Source organism: Bradyrhizobium sp. SZCCHNR1015, assembly GCF_032489875.1.
Taxonomy (GTDB): domain Bacteria; phylum Pseudomonadota; class Alphaproteobacteria; order Rhizobiales; family Xanthobacteraceae; genus Bradyrhizobium.
This window is the reverse complement of record NZ_JAUEYW010000020.1, coordinates 63,110-84,114: the sequence shown is the minus strand read 5'-3', so window position 1 is coordinate 84,114 and position 21,005 is coordinate 63,110. Positions and strand designations below refer to the sequence as shown.

The following is a 21,005-nucleotide window of genomic DNA, read 5'->3' as shown; positions in this document are numbered from 1 at the left end:
CTCGCCGTTTGATCACAGCTGCTGCTAGAGAACCCCACCATGGCCCCGCGTCACATCCAAGTCACCGAGACCAGCCGCGTGGTGCTGCCGCGGCATACGAAGTTGAAGTTCGACGAGACGCGCCAGGTCTGGGTGATCCTCGCCCCCGAACGGGTGCTGGCGCCGGACGAGATCGCGGTCGAGGTGCTCAAGCTGTGCGACGGTACGCGCAGCGTCGCGGCCATCATCGACGAGCTGGCGGCGAAATACGCCGCGCCGCGTGACGTGATCGCGATCGACGTCGTCGCCATGCTGCAGGATCTCGCCGACAAGGGATTCCTGACCGAGGTTCGGGAGACAACATCATGACCGAGCTGACCGACACCTCACCGCCCATCGACAGCAATGACGGCCTCGCCGTGCTGGAGCGGCGCGGCTCCGTGGCCGAAACCTTCGGCATTCCGCTCGCCGTGCTGGCCGAGCTCACGCATCGCTGTCCGCTGCAATGCCCCTATTGCTCCAACCCGCTGGAGCTCGACCGCGCCGGCCAGGAATTGACCACGGCAGAGTGGAAGAAGGTGCTGTCCGAGCTCGCCGAGATCGGCGTGCTGCAGATCCACTTCTCCGGCGGCGAGCCGACGGCGCGCAAGGATCTGGTCGAACTGGTGCAGCATGCCAACGACGTCGGACTCTACACCAACCTGATCACCTCGGCCGTGCTGCTGACGCGCGAGCGGCTGAAGGAGCTGGCCGATGCCGGGCTGTCCCATGTCCAGATCAGCTTCCAGGGCAATGAGCCTGATGTCGCCGACCGCGTCGGCGGCTACAAGGGCGGCCACGCCAAGAAGCTCGAGGTGGCGCGCTGGACCCGCGAGCTCGACATGCCGCTGACGGTGAACGCCGTGATGCACCGGCAGAACCTGCATCAGCTGCCCGACATCATCCAGATGGCGGTCGATCTCGATGCCGACCGGCTCGAGGTCGCCAACGTGCAATATTACGGCTGGGCGCTGAAGAACCGCGCCAGCCTGATGCCGACCTACGCCCAGTTGGAGGAGACCGACCGCCTGGTCGAGGAGGCGCGCGAGCGGCTGAAGGGCACGCTGACCATCGACTACGTCGTCCCGGACTACTACGCGCTGCGGCCGAAGAAGTGCATGGGCGGCTGGGGCCGGCAGTTCTTCAACATCTCGCCGTCGGGCAAGATCCTGCCGTGCCACGCCGCCGAGAGCATCACCGGGCTCGACTTCATGTCGGTGCGCTCGAACCATTCGATCGCCTGGATCTGGCAGAACTCGGAGGCCTTCAACCGCTATCGCGGCACCGGCTGGATGAAGGAGCCGTGCAAATCCTGCGAGTTCCGCGAGATCGATTTCGGCGGCTGCCGCTGCCAGGCCTTTGCGCTGACCGGCGACGCCGCCAACACCGATCCGGCCTGCACGCTGTCGCCGCTGCACGAGAGCATCTTCAAGCAGGCCGAGCGCGATGCCGCCTCCGGCCAGGACCGCTTCCTGTATCGCAACTTCGCCGGCGGCACGCCTGAGAGCAATGATGCCTGACGCCGAAGCCGGCCGCGCCTCCGCGCGCCGCAGCGATCCGTTCGCGCCGCTGACGTCGGAATGGCTCGACGTCTCTGGCGGCCATCAGATCTATGTCGAGAGCGCCGGGCGAGTCGGCGGCCTACCCGCCGTCTACCTGCACGGTGGACCCGGCTCCGGCTGCCAGCCGGATCACCGCCGGCTGTTCGATCCCGAGCGCTTCCACGCCGTGCTGTTCGACCAGCGCGGCGCCGGCCGCTCGCGTCCCGCGCGCAGCCGCGACAACAACACTCTGCACGATTTGATCGCCGACATGGAGGCGATCCGCACGAAATTCGGCTTTGAGAAATGGATCGTCGCCGGCGGCTCCTGGGGCGCGACCTTGGCGCTGGCCTACGCCCAGGCGCATCCAGCGCGCGTGAGCGGCCTGGTGCTGCGCGCGACCTTTCTCGGCACGCGCGCGGAGGTGGAGACGGCGTTCGGCGAGACGCTGGCGCGCTTTCACCCTGCCCTGCATCGCGACTTCCTGGAGATGCTGCCGGAGAACGAGCGCGCCAACCCCTGCGAGGCCTATTTCCGCCGCATCCTCGATCCCGATCCGGCGATCCACGGTCCGGCCGCGCGCGCCTGGCACGACACCGAGCGGGCGCTGTCCGAGATCAAACCGGCGCGCGCCCATCTGGATCGGCTCGCCATCCGCTCCGGCAGCGCGCTGCCGGCGACGCCGTTCATGGAGGCGCATTACTTCTCTCAGGACAGCTTCATGGCGAAAGACCAGTTGCTGCGTGATGCGAGCAGGCTCAGCGGAATTCCCGGAATCATCGTGCAGGGCCGCTACGACCTGCTCTGTCCGCCCTCCACCTCGGCAAGGCTCGCGGACATCTGGCGCGACGCCGAAATCCGTGTCGTCGAAGCCGCAGGTCACAATCTTTATGACCCCGGCATCCGCGATGCGGTCATGAAAGCCATCTGCGATCTGGCGACGCGCACGACAGCGCCTTAAACACATCACTCATTCCCCTCATGCTGAGGAGGCGCGCCAGCGCCGTGTCGAAGCATGAGGCCCGCGACGCTTCGGGCCTCATGCTTCGAGACGGCCGCCTTTGGCGGCCTCCTCAGCATGAGGATCAGCCACACGCACCAGGAGGCTCGAGATGCCCATCGCCGGGAAAGGCATGCTGTTGACGTCGATGAACATCGATGCCGCTCACGAGGCTGACTTCAACCACTGGTACGACAGCGAGCATCTCGAAGAGCGCGTCGCCATTCCCGGCTTCATCGAGGCGCGACGCTATGTCGCCGAGCAGGGCAGCCCGAAATATCTGTGCCTGTACTCCACCGAGACGATCGGCGTGCTCGACAGTCCGGCCTATCGCGCCCGGCTGGAGTCGCCGACAGAATGGTCGAAGACTGTCATGGCGCGGTTCAAGAACATGATCCGCAGCGTCGCACGCATCACGATCTCGAAAGGGGCCGGCCGCGGCGCCGTCCTCGGCATCATCCGGCTGCGCCCGAAGCCGGAGCAGGACAAGGCGTTGCGCGAGGCATTGCAGATCGAGCTTGACCCGTACGACCTCAAGGGCGTGATCTCGATGCACCTGCTCGAAGGCGATGCCAATCTGTCCGGCCCCGCCGCTGGCGTTCCCGCGAGCTCGCGCGACGCCGACTGGTTCATCCTGATCGACGGCACCGACAGCCACGCCATCGCGACCTTGATGACGACGCGTTTTGCGGCTGTCGACGGCCCGCTGGCGACGCAGATTTCCGCCGGGATCTATCGCCTGATGTGGGACCTCAGCCGCGCTGATATTGCGGCGCGTTAGTTGGCCAGTCTGATTCCCCGCCGTCATGGCCGGGCTTGACCCACGGCTGTCCGGTTCAGCTTCCGCATATTGCGAGGCTCAACTGTTGTGGGTTTTTGGCAAGTTGGGGTGGCCCCGTGAGCAATTGATCGATGGGGCGGCGATGCATGAGGTTGGTGCGGACCAATCTGGCAAAGACCAAGGGGCTTTGGATTGCCTTCTGAAGGTCTTGCGCGAGGCGAAGCAAGAGGAAGGCGATCAGGGCAACGGCGATCTGGATACGAACGGCGTTCTCAGAAGTCCCGAGGAACCTGGTGATCTTGAGGGTCTGCTTGACCCAACGAAAGAACAACTCGATGGCCCAGCGGCGACGATAGAGGTCGGCGATCTCTTGAGCGCTGGCATCGAGGTCGTTCGACAGGATGCGCAGGATCTTTCCCGTTTCCAAGGTGACGCGCACTTCGCGCACCGCAGTCTGCATTGGATTGCGGCGGCTGTAGGCTTGGCGTTGTGGAAGGAAGCCGATGCGGTCGGAGAGGATGTTGCCATCCGCGATGACAGGCAACTCCTCCACGACCCGCAGCGGCGTATTGGATTTGAACCGGGTCACGATTCGACAACCGGCGGCGTCCAGTTGAGCCCACCAAGCATATTCATAATAGCCGAGATCGAAGACGTAGGTTGCTCCCGGCTCGATGGGCATCTGATGCGCTGCAGTATTGTCGTTGACGTTGGCTCCGCTGATTGCCGCATAAATCGGCCGGTCGGCGTCGGCATCATAGATCACATGCACCTTGGCACCGCAGACACCGGTAGAGAACCGTGCCCAGCCAGCGCTGGCTTCTGTCAGCCGTACGCTGGTCGAATCAATCAAATACGTCGTCTCGGCAAGCTTGCGGCGTAACCGGCGATGGGCCTGCTTCATCATGATGGCCAACAGGGCGGCAAACATCTCCGCAGGCCGATTCATATTGGCGTCCGCGAAAGTCGAGCGGCGGACAGGGCCCCCACCCAGGTGATAAAGCCGCGCGGTGTGGCTCGACAGCCCGGTGACAATCTCACGCAGACTGGAAGCCCCCGAAAGCTGACCGTACAGCAGCGCCACAAATTGGTCTTTGGTGGAAAGCCGTCGAATCCGCGCGTCCGTGCCATGCTCGTCCACAAGCGCCTCGAAGCGATGCCAGGGGACCAACTTCAGAATGTCTCGGAATACTGTATTCTGATGCGGCATGGCGGGACCTTCCTGGTGTGTCTCGAACATTTGGCGATGCTCAAGACCGCAGAAGAATCCACGCCATGCACCATGTCCAGTCTGTCTGAACCGGACAGCCGTGGGTCAAGCCCGGGCATGACGACCGAGTGCGGAGCAACTCGCGTGTCCGCTCATTCGTCCTGTCAAGGCCACCATCGTCACCAGTCCGTCATCGTTTGTCGCACCACCTCCCGCATCGCAGCACGCGGCGGCATCGCGCCTGCAATGCGGCAGCGCACACTGTGCATGAGGGGCAGCGTTGCAAATTTGCCTTTGTGTGCGCCTTGGAATGGCTCTAGTCTGATAAGACTATTCAATTGAGCCATTCAAAAAGCAGAAGGGCGACGAACAGGACCTGCTCCGGACCCACATCGATCCCCAGCCGATCCTGAACAAACAGTCGTCCTCACGTCAGGAAGGCCGCGCGCTCATGGTTCGCCGCGCGGACAGGGTATGAATGAGAGCGACTGATATCTCGGCCCCCGACTACTTTCACAAAGTGGTCGATTGCCAATGGGCTTGTCCCGCACACACTCCGGTCCCTGAATACATCCGCCTGATCGCCGAGGGTCGCTACAGCGACGCCTACATGATCAATTGGAAATCGAATGTATTCCCGGGCATTCTCGGTCGCACCTGCGATCGCCCCTGCGAGCCCGCCTGCCGACGCGGGCGCGTCGAGGAAAGCCCGGTCGCGATCTGCCGCCTGAAGCGCGTCGCGGCGGACTTCAAGGACGACGTGCACCAGCGCATGCCGCGCCCGGCGCCGAAGAACGGCCGGCGCATCGCGCTGGTGGGCGGCGGCCCGGCCTCGCTGACCGTCGCACGCGACCTCGCGCCGCTCGGCTATCACTGCACCGTGTTCGACGCCGATCCCAAGCCCGGCGGCATGATGCGCTCGCAGATTCCCAAGTTCCGCCTGCCCGACAGCGTCATCGACGAGGAGACGGGCTACGTGCTCAGCCTCGGCGTCGATTACAAGGCCGGCCATCGCGTCGACAGCCTCAAGACGCTGCTCGCCGAGAACTACGATGCCATCTTCATCGGCTCCGGCGCGCCGCGCGGCCGCGAGTTGAACATCCCAGGCCGCAAGGAAGCCGCCGCGAACATCCATCTCGGCATCGACTGGCTGTCCAGCGTGTCGTTCGGCCATACCGACAAGATCGGCAGGCGCGTGATCGTGCTCGGCGGCGGCAACACCGCGATGGACTGCTGCCGGACCGCTCGGCGGCTTGGCGGCGAGGACGTCAAGGTCATCGTGCGCTCCGGCTTCGAGGAGATGAAGGCCTCTCCCTGGGAGAAGGAGGACGCGCTGCACGAGGACATTCCGATCCTCAATTACCTCGTGCCGGTCGCGTTCACTCACGACAATGGCAGGCTGACCGGCGTCACCTTCCAGAAGGTGAAGGCGGAGTATGACGACAAGGGCCGGCGCTCGTTGGTGCCCTCCGGCGAGCCCGACGTGACCTATGAGTGCGACGACGTGCTGGTCGCCGTCGGCCAGGAGAATGCCTTCCCCTGGATCGAGGCCGATTGCGGCGTGGCGTTCGACAAATGGCACATGCCGAAGGTCGACCCGGCCACCTTCGTCTCGACCAACCCGAAGGTGTTCTTCGGCGGCGATGCCGCATTCGGCCCGAAGAACATCATCTGGGCGGTCGCGCAGGGCCACGAGGCGGCGCTGTCGATCCACCGCCTGCTCTCCGGCGAGGACATCACCGAGCGGCCGCTGCCCGAGGTGCACGTCTCCTCGCAGAAGATGGGCATCCACGAATGGAGCTATGACAACGACGTCTCGCCGGAGAAGCGCTTCAAGGTGCCGCACCGCGACAAGGTGGTCGCGCTGAAGGACATCCGCGCCGAGGTCGAGCTCGGCTACGACGTCAAGCTCGCGCTCGGCGAGGCGCATCGCTGCCTGAATTGCGACGTGCAGACGGTGTTCTCCGACACGCTGTGCATCGAATGCGACGCCTGCGCCGACATCTGCCCGATGGACTGCATCACCTTCACCGACAACGGCGAGGAGGCCGATCTGCGCGCGCGGCTGAAGGCGCCGTCTGTTCATCCCGACCAGAGCCTCTACGTGTCGTCGGATCTGAAGACCGGGCGCGTGATGGTGAAGGACGAGGACGTCTGCCTCCATTGCGGCCTGTGCGCCGAGCGCTGTCCCACCGGTGCGTGGGACATGCAGAAATATTTCATCGAGACGACCCACGCAGGTAACGCATGTCCCAGCAAGCGCCGCTCAGCAGCGTAAACGACTTCGTCGTCCGCTTCGCCAACGTCAACGGCTCCGGCTCGGCCAGCGCCAACGAACTCTTCGCGCGCGCTGTGCTCCGTCACGGTGTGCCGGTCAGCCCCCGCAACATCTTCCCGTCGAACATCCAGGGCCTGCCGACCTGGTACGAGGTGCGCGTCACCGAAGCGGGCCATCTCGGCGCGCGCGGCGGCGGAACCGACCTGATGGTCGCGATGAACCCGCAGACCTGGGACAAGGACGTCGCCGGCATCGTAGCCGGCGGTTATCTGTTCTACGATTCGACCAAGCCGATGCCGTCGAGCAAGTTCCGCGACGACATCACCGTGATCGGCGTGCCGCTGACGGCGATCACCAACTCGACCTATTCCGATCCGCGCCAGCGCCAGCTGTTCAAGAACATCATCTATCTCGGCGCGCTCTCCGCCCTCCTCGACATGGACCCGAAGCTGATCGAGCAACTGATCGGCGAGCAGTACAGGGGCAAGGAGAAGCTGCTCTCCTCCAACGTCCATGCGCTGCATCTCGGCCGCGACTGGGCGCTGCAGAATTTGAAATGCCCGATCGGCCTGCGCATCAAGAAGGCCGACAAGGTCGGCGACCGCATCTTCATCGAGGGCAACAACGCCGCCGCGCTCGGCGCCGTCTATGGCGGCGCGACTGTCTGCGCCTGGTACCCGATCACGCCGTCGTCGTCGCTGGCCGAAGCGTTCAGCAACCACTGCAAGAAGCTGCGGCACGATCCGGAAACCGGACAGGCCAAATACGCGATCGTGCAGGCCGAGGACGAGCTCGCCTCGATCGGCATGGTGGTGGGCGCCTCCTGGAACGGAGCCCGCGCCTTCACCACGACATCAGGCCCCGGCGTGTCGCTGATGACCGAGTTCATCGGCCTGTCCTACTTCGCCGAGATTCCGGCCGTGATCATGAACGTGCAGCGCGCCGGCCCTTCCACGGGCATGCCGACCCGCACCCAGCAGTGCGACCTGATCGCCTGCGGATACGCCTCGCATGGCGATACCAAGCACGTGATGCTGTTCCCCGAGGATCCGGCGGAGGCGTTCGAGTTCGCGGCGGCGGCGTTCGATCTTGCCGAACGGCTGCAGACCACGATTTTCCTGATGCTCGACCTCGACATCGGCATGAACCAGCGGCTGTGCCGGCCGCTGAAGTGGGACGATGCCAAGCAGTATGACCGCGGCAAGGTGATGACGGCCGAGATGCTCGACGAAGGCCGCGACTTCGGCCGCTATCTCGACGTCGATGGCGACGGCATTCCGTTCCGCACCTACCCCGGCACGCATCCGACGGAGGGCTCCTACTTCACCCGCGGCACGTCACGTGACCGCTACGCGCGCTATTCCGAGGAAGGCGCCGTTTATGCCGACAACGTGCAGCGCCTGCTGCGCAAATTCCAGACCGCGGAGGACATGGTGCCGCGGCCGCTGCAGGCCAACGCGGCCAAGCCGACCAAATACGGCGTGATCTATTTCGGCTCGACCGCGCCGGCGATGGACGAGGCGATCGAATTGCTGGAGGCCCGCGGCCACCAGCTCGACCGGCTGCGCATCCGCGCCTTCCCGTTCCATTCGAGCGTGGCGAGCTTCATCGCCGAGCACGACTTCGTCTACGTGGTCGAGCAGAACCGCGACGCCCAGCTGCGCCAGCTGATCGTCACCGAGAACGGCATCGATCCGGTCCGTCTGGTGCCGATCCTGCACTATGACGGCACCCCGATCACCGCGCGCTTCATCGCGGATGCGATCGGGACCCATCAGGACCAGATCAAGGTCACCCCGCTGCGCAAGGCCGTATCATGACCTACATCGCAAAGCCGAAATTCCAGCATCCCGGCATCAAGAAGAACGCGCTCGGCTACAGCCATCGCGACTACGAGGGCAAGATCTCGACCCTGTGCGCCGGCTGCGGTCACGATTCGATCACGGCCTCGATCATCGAGGCGTGCTTCGATCTGTCGATCGAGCCCCATCGGGTGGCAAAAATCTCGGGCATCGGCTGCTCGTCGAAGACGCCGGACTATTTCCTCGGCAATTCGCACGGCTTCAACACCGTGCATGGCCGCATGCCGTCGGTGCTGACCGGCGCCAACCTCGCCAACCGCGAGCTGATCTATCTCGGCGTCTCCGGCGACGGCGATTCCGCCTCGATCGGCTTCGGTCAGTTCGCCCATGCGATCCGGCGCGGCGTCAACATGACCTATATCGTCGAGAACAACGGCGTCTACGGCCTGACCAAGGGTCAGTTCTCGGCGACCGCCGACCGCGGCTCGAAGTCCAAGAAGGGCGTCACCAACACCGACAACCCGATCGACCTCGTCGGCATCGCGCTGCAGCTTGGGGCCACCTATGTCGCGCGCTCGTTCTCCGGCGACAAGAAGCAGCTGGTGCCGATCATCGCCGGCGCGATCCAGCACAAGGGCGCCGCCTTCATCGACGTCATCAGCCCGTGCATCGCCTTCAACAATCACGCAGGCTCGACCAAGAGCTTCGACTACGTCCGCGAGCACAATGACGCCGTGAACCGGCTCGACGTGCTGACCGGGCGCGACCCGATCGAGATCGACCAGGATCCGGGCACGGTGCAGATCGTCGAGCAGCACGACGGCTCGCGGCTGGCGCTACGCAAGATCGACGCCGACTACGACCCGCACGATCGGCTGGGCGCGATGACCTTCCTCCAGAAGCATGCGGCGCAGGGCCAGATCGTGACCGGGCTGCTCTATGTCGACCCTGAGGCCGACGATCTGCACAGCCATCTCAACACCGTGGAGCAGCCGCTGAACCGGCTGGAGGCCGCGGATCTCTGCCCGGGACAGGCGGCGCTCGACAAGATCAACGCGAGCCTGCGCTAGGCTGATCGCTACGTTGACAGCTTCCCCATAGCCGTCCTTCGAGACGCCCGCCTTCGGCGGGCTCCTCAGGACGAGGTCTGAATGTGTGGCGCCCCTCCTTCAAGGGCGCCTCGCCGTCCCCCCTCATGTTGAGAAGCGCCGCGCCACCGGTCGCGCCATCGTCAACAGCCGGCCTGACGGCGCGTCTCGAACCATGAGGCCCCGATCTCATGACCGCAGCGCATTCGCCCACACCCGTTCGAGCTGCACAATCGCATCGGGCAACGGCAGCGCCGACAGCGCATCATCACCGCCGCTGATAAGGCCGAACTCGCGCAACCTGATCAGCGCCTCATCGATATTGAACGCCCGACCCAGCCCGAACATCTGCTGCAGCAACTCCTCGACATGACTGCCCAATGCAGCCCGCGAGAGCGGCACCGACGCCAGCAGCAGGCCGCCATAGCCCAGCACGGCCTCCTTCCAGTCCTGGTCCTCGGCCTCGCCGATCAGGTAGTTGAAGATGCCGGAATTGTTGTTGACGTTACGGAAGTAGATGTTGTCGGTGACCTGCTTCTGATGGATCAGCGACCGGCGATGGAAGTTGCCCCATTGCCTGAGAATGAAGGCGCCGAGCGCGAACAGGCCCGACAGCGCCGCCAGCGCCTGCTCGGTATCGTTGTCGTGCACGGTGCCGCTGAGGCCGAGATAGAAGCCGGCGACGATGAACAGCACGGTGAGCGTCGAGGCCAGCTTGAGCAGAATCGGCACGCCGCCGACCAGCGCCGGCACACCCAGCGTCAGTTGCTCGCGCAGCCCCATGACGACACGGACGTTCGGCAGCAGCGCCTCGAGATCGAAGCGCGCGATGTGACGGAAATATTTGAACAGCACCGCCCCGCCGCGGATCTTGTTGCGGCCGCGCCAGGCGGCAGTCTTGCGCTTCGTCCGGGTCGGCTCGTCGGGCCTGGTCGCGACCATCAGGATGATGTCGTCATAGACCTCGATCTCATGCTTGCGCCGGCGCAGCCCATACAACATGGGGACCTCGATCGTCTCCTGATGCTGGCCGCGCCGGAACATGCGGACGGCGCGGTAGTCCGAGATCGACGCCTTCAGCTTGACCCTGACAAGCGCATGCTCGGCAAACGCGCGCTCGATCTCGGCATTGCTGATCTCGATGAAATTGGCCTCGCCGAGCACCTGCACGACTTCGTCGGCGAGGCTGCGATAGGCCGCGTCGAGCTCCTCGGGCGATCGATGGCGCCCGACCGGCACTTCGGGATCGAAGTCGAAATAGGCGTCGCGCAGGCGATCGAGCTCGTCGAAATACTCGTGATGCAGGATGGCACCGAGCATCTGGGCGAGCCGGCGCAGGTCGGCCGATTGCGTGTCGTCCAGTCCACCGTGCGAAATCACGGCGTCGAGGACCTCGGACTTGCGTATCGGAATGAACCGGTCCCGCCGGCTCGTCGTCTCCCCTGGTCCAACCACGCGTGTCACGCCCGACTTGCCACGTTCTCAACAGCCGATCCCGCTGCTGCTGCCGGGCGGCTCCCCCGTAACATAGCGAGCTCAGCCGACTTGCGCTACTCGCCGGGGACCGGATTGCGCGCGCTCCTCAGTGACGCAAGACGATGCCCGTATGCATAACGCCAAGTCGACGGCGGTTGCTGTTCTCGCGCTCGTCATGCCCGGGCTTGACCCGGGCATCCATGCACTTGGCGAAGAGATGGATGGCCGGGCCTTCGCCGCGCCGAAGCGGCTACGGCCGCGCAGGCGGGTCAAGCCCGGCCATGACGAAGCGAGGTTTGGACACGCACATCATCTTCATGGTCTAGAGTGGGCTGACAGAGAGGGAGAACCCGATGACCGGCACCCCAGAGATCAAGTCCGCCTTCAACGCCATTCGCGCCATCGACTATACGATCATCCTCGTCCGCGATTGGACGGCGATGCGCGGCTTCTATGAGAACGTGCTGGGCTTCCCGATCGCGCGCGAGCTGTCGCAGGGCTGGATCGAATACCGGATCGGCGCCAATACATTGGCGCTGGCGCAACCGAAGCGGCTCGCATCGGACCAGCTGACGCCCCGAGGCGCCGCCTCGCTGCAGCTCGCGTTCAAGGTGGGCCGTAACGATGTCGACCGCTGCGCGGCAGAATTGACCAGCAAGGGCGTCGCTCTCATGGAGCCGCCGACGGACCAGCCCTTCGGGCACCGGACCCTGTTCTTCAGGGACCCGGACGGCAATCTGCTCGAAGTGTACGCGGAGATCTAACAGCTGATATCTAAGGCTTGGCGGCCGCGCTAGGCGGCCGCCGGTTGTATCCGGGGATTGAGCACGTACTCCTTCAGCACCTTGTCGGTGGCGGCATCGACTTCGACCAGCGACACGTCGTAGCTCCAGAGATCGGCGAGATGCTGCAGCACGCGCTTGGTGTCGGTCTCGTTGAGCTGGGCGCCCTTGACCACCGTATGCCGCAGCATCAGGCGGCGATCGCCGGCGAGATCGACATCGACCACCTCGATGTTGGGGTCGATGTAGCCGACGTCGTACTGCTTGGACAGCTCGCGGCGGATGCGGCGATAGCCGCGCTCGTCATGGATGGCATCGACGAGAATACCGGCGCGCTCGGCCGGATCGTCATGCAGGTGGAACAGTCTGAGCTGCCGGATCAGGTTGGGGCTGAGGAACTGGCTGATGAAGCTCTCGTCGCGATAGTTCGCCCAGACGTCACGCAGCACCGCCATTTCGTCGCCGGTGCCGGCGATGTCCGGAAACCATTCGCGATCCTCGTCGGTCGGATCCTTCACGATGCGCTCGATGTCCTGCATCATCGCAAAGCCAAGGGCATAGGGGTTGAAGCCGGAGTAGCGCGGATCGTCGAACTCCGGCTGGAACACGACATTGGTGTGCGACTGCAGGAACTCCAGGAAATTGCCGTCGGTGAGTCGTCCTTCCTGGTGCAGACGGTTCATGATGCGATAATGCACGTAGGTCGCCGTGCCCTCGTTCATGACCTTGGTCTGGCCCTGCGGATAGAAATACTGCGCGATGTGGCGGACGATGCGCAGCAGCTCGCGCTGCCAGGGCGCCAGCCGCGGCGCGGTCTTCTCCAGGAAATAAAGCAGGTTCTCCTGCGGCAGGCCGAGCAGCGCGCGGCGCCGCTCGACGTTCAGCATCGCATTGGTCTTGACCGGGCCGGTCGGCACCGTGCGCCAGAGATCGTTGAACTGGCCCTCCTCATAGAGCCTGCGCTTGCCGGCGCGCTTCTCCTCCTCGCGGAAGTCGAGCTTCTTCTTGCCGGGATAGCGGTCGACGCCATGCGACATCAGCGCGTGGGCGGCATCGAGCGTATGCTCGACCGCGAGCCGGCCATAACGTTCCTCGCATTGCGCGATGTAGCCGCGGGCGAAGTCGAGATAGTCGAGGATGCCGTCGGCGTCGGTCCACTGCTTGAACAGGTAGTTGTTCTTGAAGAAGTGATTGTGACCGAACGCGGCATGCGCGATCACCAGGGTCTGCATCGTCGCCGTGTTCTCCTCCATCAGATAGGAGATGCAGGGCGAGGAGTTGATCACGATCTCATAGGCGAGGCCCATCAGCCCTTTGCGGTACGAGGCCTCGTGATAGGCGAAGTGCTTGCCGAACGACCAGTGCTTGTAGAACAGGGGCATGCCGACCGAGGAATAGGCGTCGAGCATCTGCTCGGCCGTGATCACCTCGATCTGGTTGGGATAGGTGTCGAGCCCGAGCTCCTTGTGCGCCACCCTCTCGCAGGTATCGTGAATGCGCTGCAAGGTGAGGAAATTCCAGTCGGCGCCCTCGAACAGCAGTCCGCTCATGACGCCGCCCTCTCCTGCGTGGTGCCGCGACGCTGAAACAGGTCGTGGAACACCGGGAAGATCTCGCTCCGGTCGCGCACCTTGCGCATCGACAGCGGCTCGCCATTGGCGCGCAGCCGCTCATACAGCGACCACAGCGCGGAGTCCGGCATCTCGAACGAATAGGTGCCGGACTCGCCGACCTCGAGATAGGCGAAGAACTGCGACACCGGCAGGATGTTGTCGGTCAGGAGCCGCGCGACATTCTCGGAATCCGAGGTGGCGTTGTCGCCGTCGGAGGCCTGCGCCGCGTAGATGTTCCAGTCCGAGGGCCGAAAGCGCGAGCGGACGATGTCGTGCATGCATTGCAGCGCGCTCGACACCAAGGTGCCGCCGGATGCCGGTCCGTAGAAGAAGGTCTGCTCGTCAACCTCCTCGGCACGATCGGTATGGCGGATGAACACGATCTCGACATGGCGGTAGCGCCGGGTCAGGAACACGTAGAGCAGCATGTAGAACCGCTTGGCGAGGTCCTTCATGTGCTCCGACATCGAGCCGGACACGTCCATCAGGCAGAACATCACGGCCTGCGCGATCGGCTTCGGCACCGCTTCGAAGCGGCGGTAGCGGATGTCGATCGGATCGATGAAGGGGATGCGCTTGGCCTTCGCCTTCAGCGCTTCGAGCTCGGCCAGCAGCGCGGCGCGCTTGTCGTCGTCGGTCTCCTGCTCCAGCTGGGCTTCGAGCTCGGCAATCGCCTCCGGCCGCGGCCGGCGCAGCGCGACGCGGCGGGCCAAGGCGCGGGTGACGGTGCGGCTGATCGAGATATTGGCCGGCGAACCCGACGTCGAATAGCCCGCGCGCACCAACCCTTCGCTCTCGGCCTCGGCGAATTTGCGCTTGGCGAGATCGGGCAGCTCGAGATCGTCGAGGAACAGGTTGACGAACTCCTCCTTGCTCAGCACGAAGCGGAAGGCGTCCTCGCTGTCGCCCTGCCCCGGCGCCGACTTGCGGCCGCTGCCGTCGCCGGAGCGCGGCAGGATATCGCCCTCGACGAACTTCTTGTTGCCGGGCAGCACCATGTCGCGGGTGCCGCCCTCACGGCGGAAGCGCGGCTCGTCCATGCCATCGAGCGGGATGGAGACCTCACCACCCTCGAGCACGTCCTTGATGTCGCGGTCCTGCGACGTCTTCTTCACGGCCCCTTGAACCAACGCCTTGGCTCGGCGCAAAAATCGCTGACGGTTTTCGAGACTTTTGCCGCCCGGATTCAGGCGCCGATCAATGATGTGCATGACCACGTTTCCGTACGCCTCCTGCTGCAGCGGTTTCGACTCCCGCTCTCCCCCGCCGCGATGCCGCGGTGCAGTATCAGACCCGATACCGGACCCGCATCATTCGCTGCCCGACGCGTCCCATCAAAGTTCAGCGTCGAACGTTCCGCTCGCCTCGTCGTCCCGGCGCCAATATCCGCCGATGGCCTGCAGCACATGCAGTGAACATCGGCGCCGGACCGCGATCAACCTGCCTGCTTCACCCGCATGTACCACTCGACCAGCCGGCGGACCTGCCGCTCGGTGTAGCCGCGTTCGACCATGCGCGCGACGAAGTCGTCGTGCTTCTTCTCGGTCTCGCCGTCCTTCTTGGTCCCGAACGAGATCACCGGAAGCAGATCCTCGACCTGCGAGAATATCCTCTTTTCGATGACCTCGCGGATCTTTTCGTAGGAGGTCCAGGACGGATTTTTTCCGCCGTTCTGGGCCCGGGAGCGCAGCGAGAACTTGACAACCTCGTTGCGGAAGTCCTTCGGGTTGGCGATCCCGGCCGGCTTCTCGATCTTGGTCAGCTCCTGGTTCAACAGCTCGCGATTGAGCAGCTGTCCCGTATCGGGATCCTTGAAGTCCTGATCCTCGATCCAGGCGTCGGCGTAGTCGACGTAGCGGTCGAACAGATTCTGGCCGTAATCGGAGTAGGATTCCAGATACGCCTTCTGGATCTCGTGGCCGATGAACTCCGCGTAACGCGGCGCGAGGTCCGCCTTGATGAATTCGAGGTAGCGCTTCTCGACCTCCTCCGGCAGCTGCTCGCGCTTGATCGACTGCTCCAGCACATACATCAAGTGCACGGCATCGGCGGACACTTCCGCCGTGTCGTGATTGTAGGTCGCGGCCAGGACCTTGAAGGCAAAGCGGGTGGAAATGCCGTCCATGCCCTCGTCGACGCCGGCGGCGTCGCGATATTCCTGCACGCTGCGCGCCTTCGGATCGGACTCCTTCAGGCTCTCGCCGTCATAGACCCGCATCTTGGCGTACAAGGTCGAGTTCTCGTGCTTGCGCAGGCGCGACATCACCGAGAAGCGGGCCAGGGTGTCCAGGGTCGCCGGCGCGCAGGGCGCGGTGGCGAGCTCGGAGCCCTGGATCAGCTTCTCGTAGATCTTGCGCTCCTCGGTGACGCGCAGGCAGTACGGCACCTTGATGACGCAGATGCGGTCGATGAAGGCTTCGTTGTTCTTGTTGGTCTTGAAGCTCTGCCACTCCGCCTCGTTGGAGTGGGCGAGGATCACGCCGTTGTAGGGAATAGCGCCGATGTTCTCGGTGCCGATATAGTTGCCCTCCTGCGTCGCCGTCAGCAGCGGATGCAGCATCTTGATCGGCGCCTTGAACATCTCGACGAATTCGAGGATGCCCTGGTTGGCGCGGTTGAGGCCGCCCGAATAGGAGTAGGCGTCGGGATCGTTCTGGGCGTAGGTTTCGAGCTTGCGGATATCGACCTTGCCGACCAGCGAGGAGATGTCCTGGTTGTTCTCGTCGCCCGGCTCGGTCTTGGCGATCGCGATCTGCCGCAGCCGCGACGGCTGGATCTTGGCGACGCGGAACTGCGAGATGTCGCCGCCGAAGGCCTCGAGTCGCTTGTAGCACCACGGGCTCATCAAACCGGATAGACGGCGGCGCGGAATGCCGTATTTCTCCTCGAGCATCGGGCCCAGCGTGTCGGGATCGAACAGGCCGAGCGGCGATTCGAAGACCGGGCTCAGCTCATCACCGGCCTTGAGCACGTAGATCGGATGAGCTTCCATCAACTGCTTCAGCCGTTCGGCGAGCGACGACTTGCCGCCGCCGACCGGTCCGAGCAGATAGAGGATCTGCTTGCGCTCTTCGAGACCTTGCGCGGCGTGGCGGAAGAAGCCGACGATGCGCTCGATCGTGTCTTCCATGCCATAGAAGCCGGCGAACGCGGGATACAGCCGAACCGTCCGGTTCAAAAAAATACGGCCAAGGCGTGGGTCCTTGGCCGTGTCGATCATCTGAGGCTCACCGATCGCAGCTAGTAGTCGTTCAGCGGCGTTCGCGTATCGCATCGGGTCGGTTCGACACGATTCTAGATATTCCTGCATCGACATGTCGGTCTGGCTGCGTGCCTCGAACGACCTTGCGAACGCGTTGAACAACGAATCGTTGTACATGATCCCTCTCCACGTAGGTTCCGCCGCACTGCTGCAACGGGCCGAGATCTAAGTACGTTCCTGCTGATCCCGAACCGACTCAGAGTGAAGCGCGCTAGCCCCCATTGGGCACCGTCTTCGTCCTTTTCCGCAACGCAAAGTGCATGCAGCATATGCCCTATCAACATGCACTTCGCTCAATAGTTCGGCAAAAGCCGGCCGACTCTCCCCATTTGTACCTCATTGTCTCTGCTTCGCAACATCCGCAATACCCCGGCACCGTAGTCTTCCTGCGCCGCACAAGGTGTTGTGAAGCCACGTGAACTGGTGGCGTGACAGCTCCGCAATCAGTCTCCCTTCCGGAAGTGAACCGCGAGTGAACGCCAATCGTCGCGCATCTGCGCCAGGCAGCGAATGTCTCATTCGTGGCGCGACGTGATGCGCGCCAGCCACGGCTGGTCAAACAGACACAGCCAAGCTGCAAGCGCGTCGGCCAGCGGTCATACGATGTCATCATGACCCGGCGAGCGATGCACGCGCGCATCTCACAGCCATCCGCACACATGTTCACCGCTAGAACCGAATGTCGTGACGCAACGCACCGCCGAAGCCGGACGGATCACTCGATGCTGATCATTGCCATGATCAGGGTGCGGCTCGCCACCGAATGTCTGCAAGCAGAAAGCATCATGGGTTATCCGCCAATCACGAGGCGCAGCCGAGGCGACAATCGCAACACGCTCGCCTTGATCTGTGACGTGAGGCACCATTACCCAGAACACATGTGGCCCCTTTCCAGCATTGCAAGGCGGAGAAGGTTTGATCGGCGGCATTTGCTCGCCCACGACGGGAGACCTCCGGCGCGGGAGTCGCATAGACCGACGCGAGCCGAACACCGGCCGCGCTTGGCGGGCCTTTCCCCCGCCTTGGTCGAACGGCCGACCGCAGGCTTCAGACTGCCTGCTTCAGAGTGCAGGCTTCAGACTGCCTGCTTCAGAGTGCCTGCAAGTCTCCCGCCGAGCGCACGCCGCCGGCACGTCGCACCCGGTACGAAGCTCTTGGGATTCCAGAGGGATCAATCCATTATGAATGGCGTTCTCCTGTGGGCTGGCGCATAGTTGTTCATGTGAGGTCCACGACCTGGCAGGCCGCCAGGCGGGAACCCGAAAAAGCAAGCCGACGCACATAGATAGGCATCATGAATCCGGTCAAAGCTCTCGAAGAACACGGCCAGGCGGTCTGGCTCGATTTCCTCGCACGCGGCTTCGTCGCCAGGGGCGACCTCAAGCGGCTGATCGATGAGGATGGCGTCAAGGGCATCACCTCGAATCCCGCGATTTTCGAGAAGGCGATCGGCAGCTCCGATGAATATGACGCGCCGATCGCCGCGGCGCTGAAGAACGGCGATCGATCGCCGACGCAGCTGTTCGAGGCCGTCGCCGTCGAGGACATCCAGAATGCCGCCGACGTGTTGCGGCCCGTCTACGACCACTTCGATGGCAATGACGGCTTCGTCAGCCTCGAAGTCTCGCCCTATCTGGCGATGGACAGCAAGGGCACCATTTCCGAGGCAGAGCAGCTCTGGAAGGCGGTCGACCGCAGGAATCTGATGATCAAGGTGCCGGCGACCGACGCCTGCCTGCCGGCCATCCAGCACCTGATCGCCAAGGGCATCAGCGTCAACATCACCTTGCTGTTTTCGCAAGAAGTCTACCGGCAGGTCGCCGAAGCCTACATTGCCGGCCTCGAAGCCTATGTCGCCGCCGGCGGTGATCCGTCGCATGTTGCCAGCGTGGCGTCGTTCTTCGTCAGCCGCATCGACAGCGTGGTCGACAAGCAGCTCGACGCGAAGATCGCCCAGGCCAACGATCCCTCGGAGAAGGAGCGGCTGGCCGCGCTCAAGGGCAGGATCGCCATCGCCAACGCCAAGATGGCGTATCAGGACTACAAGCGGCTGTTCGCCGGCGCGCGCTGGGAGCGGCTGGCCGCGCACGGCGCCAAGCCGCAACGACTGCTCTGGGCCTCCACCGGCACCAAGAACAAGGATTACCGCGACGTCCTCTATGTCGAGGAGCTGATCGGACCGAACACCGTCAACACCGTGCCGCCGGCCACGCTGGATGCCTTCCGCGATCACGGAGAGGTGCGCGACAGTCTGGAGGAAGACGTCGACGCCGCCCGGGCCGCCCTGGAGGATCTGGCGAAGACCGGCATATCCCTCGACGACATCACCGCGGATCTCGTGGTCGACGGCGTCAAGCAGTTCGCGGACGCCGCCGACAAGCTCTACGGCGCGGTTGCGCACAAGCGCGCCGTCGTGCTGGGAGCAGGACTTGGGCAGCAGACGATCGCCATTGCTGCTGATCTGGAGAAGAAGGTCGCCTCCGCTACCGAGGACTGGCGCAAGGACGCCAGGATCCGCCGGCTCTGGCACAAGGATGCGACGGTCTGGACCGGCCGTGACGAGCACAAATGGCTGGGCTGGCTGACCAGCGCTGACAAGGCCGATATCGCCGATTATGAGGACTATGCGCAGCGGGTGAAGGGACAGAAGTTTTCCGACGCCGTGGTCCTCGGCATGGGCGGCTCCAGCCTCGGGCCGGAGGTGCTGGCCGAGACCTTTCCGCGCAAGGCCGGCTTCCCCAGGCTGCACGTGCTCGACTCCACCGATCCCGCGCAGGTGCGCGCGATGGAGAAGGCGATCGACATCACCAGGACGGTGTTCATCGTCTCCTCGAAGTCGGGCGGCACCACCGAGCCGAACGCGATGAAGGACTATTTCTTCGCGCGCGTGTCCGAGGCGATCGGGCCGAACAAGGCCGGCCATCGCTTCATTGCCGTCACCGATCCCGGCTCGTCGCTGGAGAAGGCGGCCAAGGCGCAAGGCTTCGCCCGCATCTTCCACGGCGAGCCGAGCATCGGCGGCCGCTATTCGGTGCTGTCGCCGTTCGGCCTGGTGCCGGCCGCGACCGCGGGCATCGACGTGCGCAAGCTGATCACGCAGGCGCTGTCGATGGTGCGCTCCTGCGGACCGGACGTGCCGCCGCTGCAGAACCCGGGCGTGCAGCTCGGTCTGGCGATGGGGCTTGCCGGCCTCGAGGGCCGCGACAAGGTGACGATCTTCGCCTCGCCCAAGATCGCCGATTTCGGCGCCTGGGCCGAGCAGTTGATCGCGGAGTCCACGGGCAAGGAGGGCAAGGGCCTGGTCCCGATCGAGGGCGAACCGGTGGCGTCGCCTGAGCTTTATGGCAGCGACCGCTTCTTCATCGATATCAAGGTCGACGGCGACGACGTGACCGGCCATGATGCGAAGCTCGCCGCGCTCGAGGAGGCCGGCCATCCGGTCGTGCGCATCGTCATGACGTCGATCGACCAGCTCGGGCAGGAATTCTTCCGCTTCGAGATGGTGACCGCCGTCGCCGGCGCCGTGCTCGGCATCAACCCGTTCGACCAGCCCGACGTCGAAGCCGCCAAGATCAAGACCCGCGAGCTGACGGCGGCGTTCGAGCAGAGCGGCGCGCTGCCGGAGGAGCAGCCGGTTGCATCGATCAAGGGCTGCGAGCTCTACACCGATGCTCAGAACGCCGAGAGCCTGCGCGAGCATGGCGCCGACGGCACGCTCGCGTCCTGGCTGAAGGCGCATCTTGGCCGCGCCGGCGCCGGCGACTACATCGCCCTGCTCGGCTATATCGACCGCAACGCCGGCAATATCGACACGCTACAGCGGATCCGGCTGAGGCTGCGCGATGCCAAGCACCTCGCCACCTGCGCCGAGTTCGGTCCGCGCTTCCTGCACTCGACCGGCCAGGCCTACAAGGGCGGTCCGGACAGCGGCGTGTTTCTCCAGATCACGGCTGACGACGCCGAGGATCTGCCGATCCCCGGGCAGAAGGCGAGCTTCGGCGTGATCAAGGCGGCGCAGGCGCGCGGCGATTTCGACGTGCTCACCGAGCGCGGGCGCCGGGCTCTTCGGGTCCATCTCAAGGGCAATCTGAAATCGGGCCTGAAGATGCTCGACAGCGCGATCAGTGAAGCGCTGAGCTAGGAAGGGCGTCGTC

At 64.2% G+C, this 21,005-nt stretch carries 14 protein-coding genes; 9 read left to right on the top strand and 5 right to left on the bottom strand.

Annotated elements, in window-relative coordinates; all coding sequences use genetic code 11:
* Nucleotides 1-39 precede the first annotated feature (39 nt).
* The 4 genes from pqqD to QX128_RS29185 all read left to right on the top strand — a co-directional run bounded on the left by pqqD (nucleotide 40) and on the right by QX128_RS29185 (nucleotide 3,340).
* Complete coding sequence (pqqD, locus tag QX128_RS29200) at nucleotides 40-348, top strand: pyrroloquinoline quinone biosynthesis peptide chaperone PqqD (protein ID WP_316239243.1); 309 nt, start codon at nucleotides 40-42, stop codon at nucleotides 346-348.
* Entirely contained in the window at nucleotides 345-1,538 is a 1,194-nt protein-coding gene (gene pqqE, locus QX128_RS29195) for a pyrroloquinoline quinone biosynthesis protein PqqE (RefSeq protein ID WP_316239242.1), read from the top strand. Before pqqD ends, pqqE begins: the two co-directional genes overlap by 4 nt.
* Nucleotides 1,531-2,520 (top strand): prolyl aminopeptidase, encoded by a 990-nt coding sequence (gene pip / locus QX128_RS29190; protein WP_315805803.1) that lies wholly within the window; start codon nucleotides 1,531-1,533, stop codon nucleotides 2,518-2,520. Before pqqE ends, pip begins: the two co-directional genes overlap by 8 nt.
* Before the next feature lie 151 nt (nucleotides 2,521-2,671).
* The gene (locus tag QX128_RS29185; protein ID WP_316239241.1) at nucleotides 2,672-3,340 is read left to right on the top strand and encodes a DUF4286 family protein; all 669 of its coding nucleotides are present in this window, start codon (nucleotides 2,672-2,674) and stop codon (nucleotides 3,338-3,340) included.
* A 55-nt stretch (nucleotides 3,341-3,395) separates the two neighbouring features.
* Here the strand turns inward: QX128_RS29185 and QX128_RS29180 are convergent, their stop codons facing one another.
* Entirely contained in the window at nucleotides 3,396-4,550 is a 1,155-nt protein-coding gene (locus QX128_RS29180; protein WP_315800429.1) for an IS4 family transposase, read from the bottom strand.
* 478 nt (nucleotides 4,551-5,028) lie between these two features.
* Between QX128_RS29180 and QX128_RS29175 the strand changes: the two genes are divergently transcribed.
* The 3 genes from QX128_RS29175 to QX128_RS29165 are packed head-to-tail and all read left to right on the top strand — an operon-like array spanning nucleotide 5,029 to nucleotide 9,700.
* A complete protein-coding gene (locus QX128_RS29175) occupies nucleotides 5,029-6,828 on the top strand; it encodes an FAD-dependent oxidoreductase (RefSeq protein ID WP_316239240.1) in 1,800 nt (599 codons plus the stop codon).
* The gene (locus QX128_RS29170) at nucleotides 6,798-8,648 is read left to right on the top strand and encodes a 2-oxoacid:acceptor oxidoreductase subunit alpha (RefSeq protein ID WP_316239239.1); all 1,851 of its coding nucleotides are present in this window, start codon (nucleotides 6,798-6,800) and stop codon (nucleotides 8,646-8,648) included. Before QX128_RS29175 ends, QX128_RS29170 begins: the two co-directional genes overlap by 31 nt.
* Nucleotides 8,645-9,700, top strand: coding sequence for a 2-oxoacid:ferredoxin oxidoreductase subunit beta (locus QX128_RS29165; protein ID WP_316239238.1), 1,056 nt, complete (start codon nucleotides 8,645-8,647; stop codon nucleotides 9,698-9,700). Before QX128_RS29170 ends, QX128_RS29165 begins: the two co-directional genes overlap by 4 nt.
* A 207-nt stretch (nucleotides 9,701-9,907) precedes the next feature.
* Here the strand turns inward: QX128_RS29165 and QX128_RS29160 are convergent, their stop codons facing one another.
* Nucleotides 9,908-11,173, bottom strand: a complete 1,266-nt coding sequence (locus QX128_RS29160) for a TMEM143 family protein (protein ID WP_316239237.1) — start codon at nucleotides 11,171-11,173, stop codon at nucleotides 9,908-9,910.
* 374 nt (nucleotides 11,174-11,547) lie between these two features.
* Between QX128_RS29160 and QX128_RS29155 the strand changes: the two genes are divergently transcribed.
* The gene (locus QX128_RS29155) at nucleotides 11,548-11,958 is read left to right on the top strand and encodes a VOC family protein (RefSeq protein WP_316239236.1); all 411 of its coding nucleotides are present in this window, start codon (nucleotides 11,548-11,550) and stop codon (nucleotides 11,956-11,958) included.
* Between the two features lie 29 nt (nucleotides 11,959-11,987).
* Here QX128_RS29155 and QX128_RS29150 read toward each other — a convergent pair whose 3' ends face one another.
* The 3 genes from QX128_RS29150 to QX128_RS29140 all read right to left on the bottom strand — a co-directional run bounded on the left by QX128_RS29150 (nucleotide 11,988) and on the right by QX128_RS29140 (nucleotide 16,968).
* The gene (locus tag QX128_RS29150; RefSeq protein WP_315805439.1) at nucleotides 11,988-13,526 is read right to left on the bottom strand and encodes a SpoVR family protein; all 1,539 of its coding nucleotides are present in this window, start codon (nucleotides 13,524-13,526) and stop codon (nucleotides 11,988-11,990) included.
* Nucleotides 13,523-14,800 carry a YeaH/YhbH family protein gene (locus QX128_RS29145; RefSeq protein WP_315805438.1) on the bottom strand — a complete coding sequence of 426 codons (1,278 nt, stop codon included), beginning with the start codon at nucleotides 14,798-14,800 and terminating at the stop codon, nucleotides 13,523-13,525. The genes QX128_RS29150 and QX128_RS29145 overlap by 4 nt, the downstream gene beginning before the upstream one ends.
* Before the next feature lie 224 nt (nucleotides 14,801-15,024).
* Nucleotides 15,025-16,968, bottom strand: a complete 1,944-nt coding sequence (locus QX128_RS29140; RefSeq protein ID WP_315805437.1) for a PrkA family serine protein kinase — start codon at nucleotides 16,966-16,968, stop codon at nucleotides 15,025-15,027.
* Nucleotides 16,969-18,145: 1,177 nt separating this feature from the next.
* Between QX128_RS29140 and QX128_RS29135 the strand changes: the two genes are divergently transcribed.
* Nucleotides 18,146-20,992 carry a bifunctional transaldolase/phosoglucose isomerase gene (locus QX128_RS29135; protein WP_316239235.1) on the top strand — a complete coding sequence of 949 codons (2,847 nt, stop codon included), beginning with the start codon at nucleotides 18,146-18,148 and terminating at the stop codon, nucleotides 20,990-20,992.
* Nucleotides 20,993-21,005: the final 13 nt, after the last annotated feature.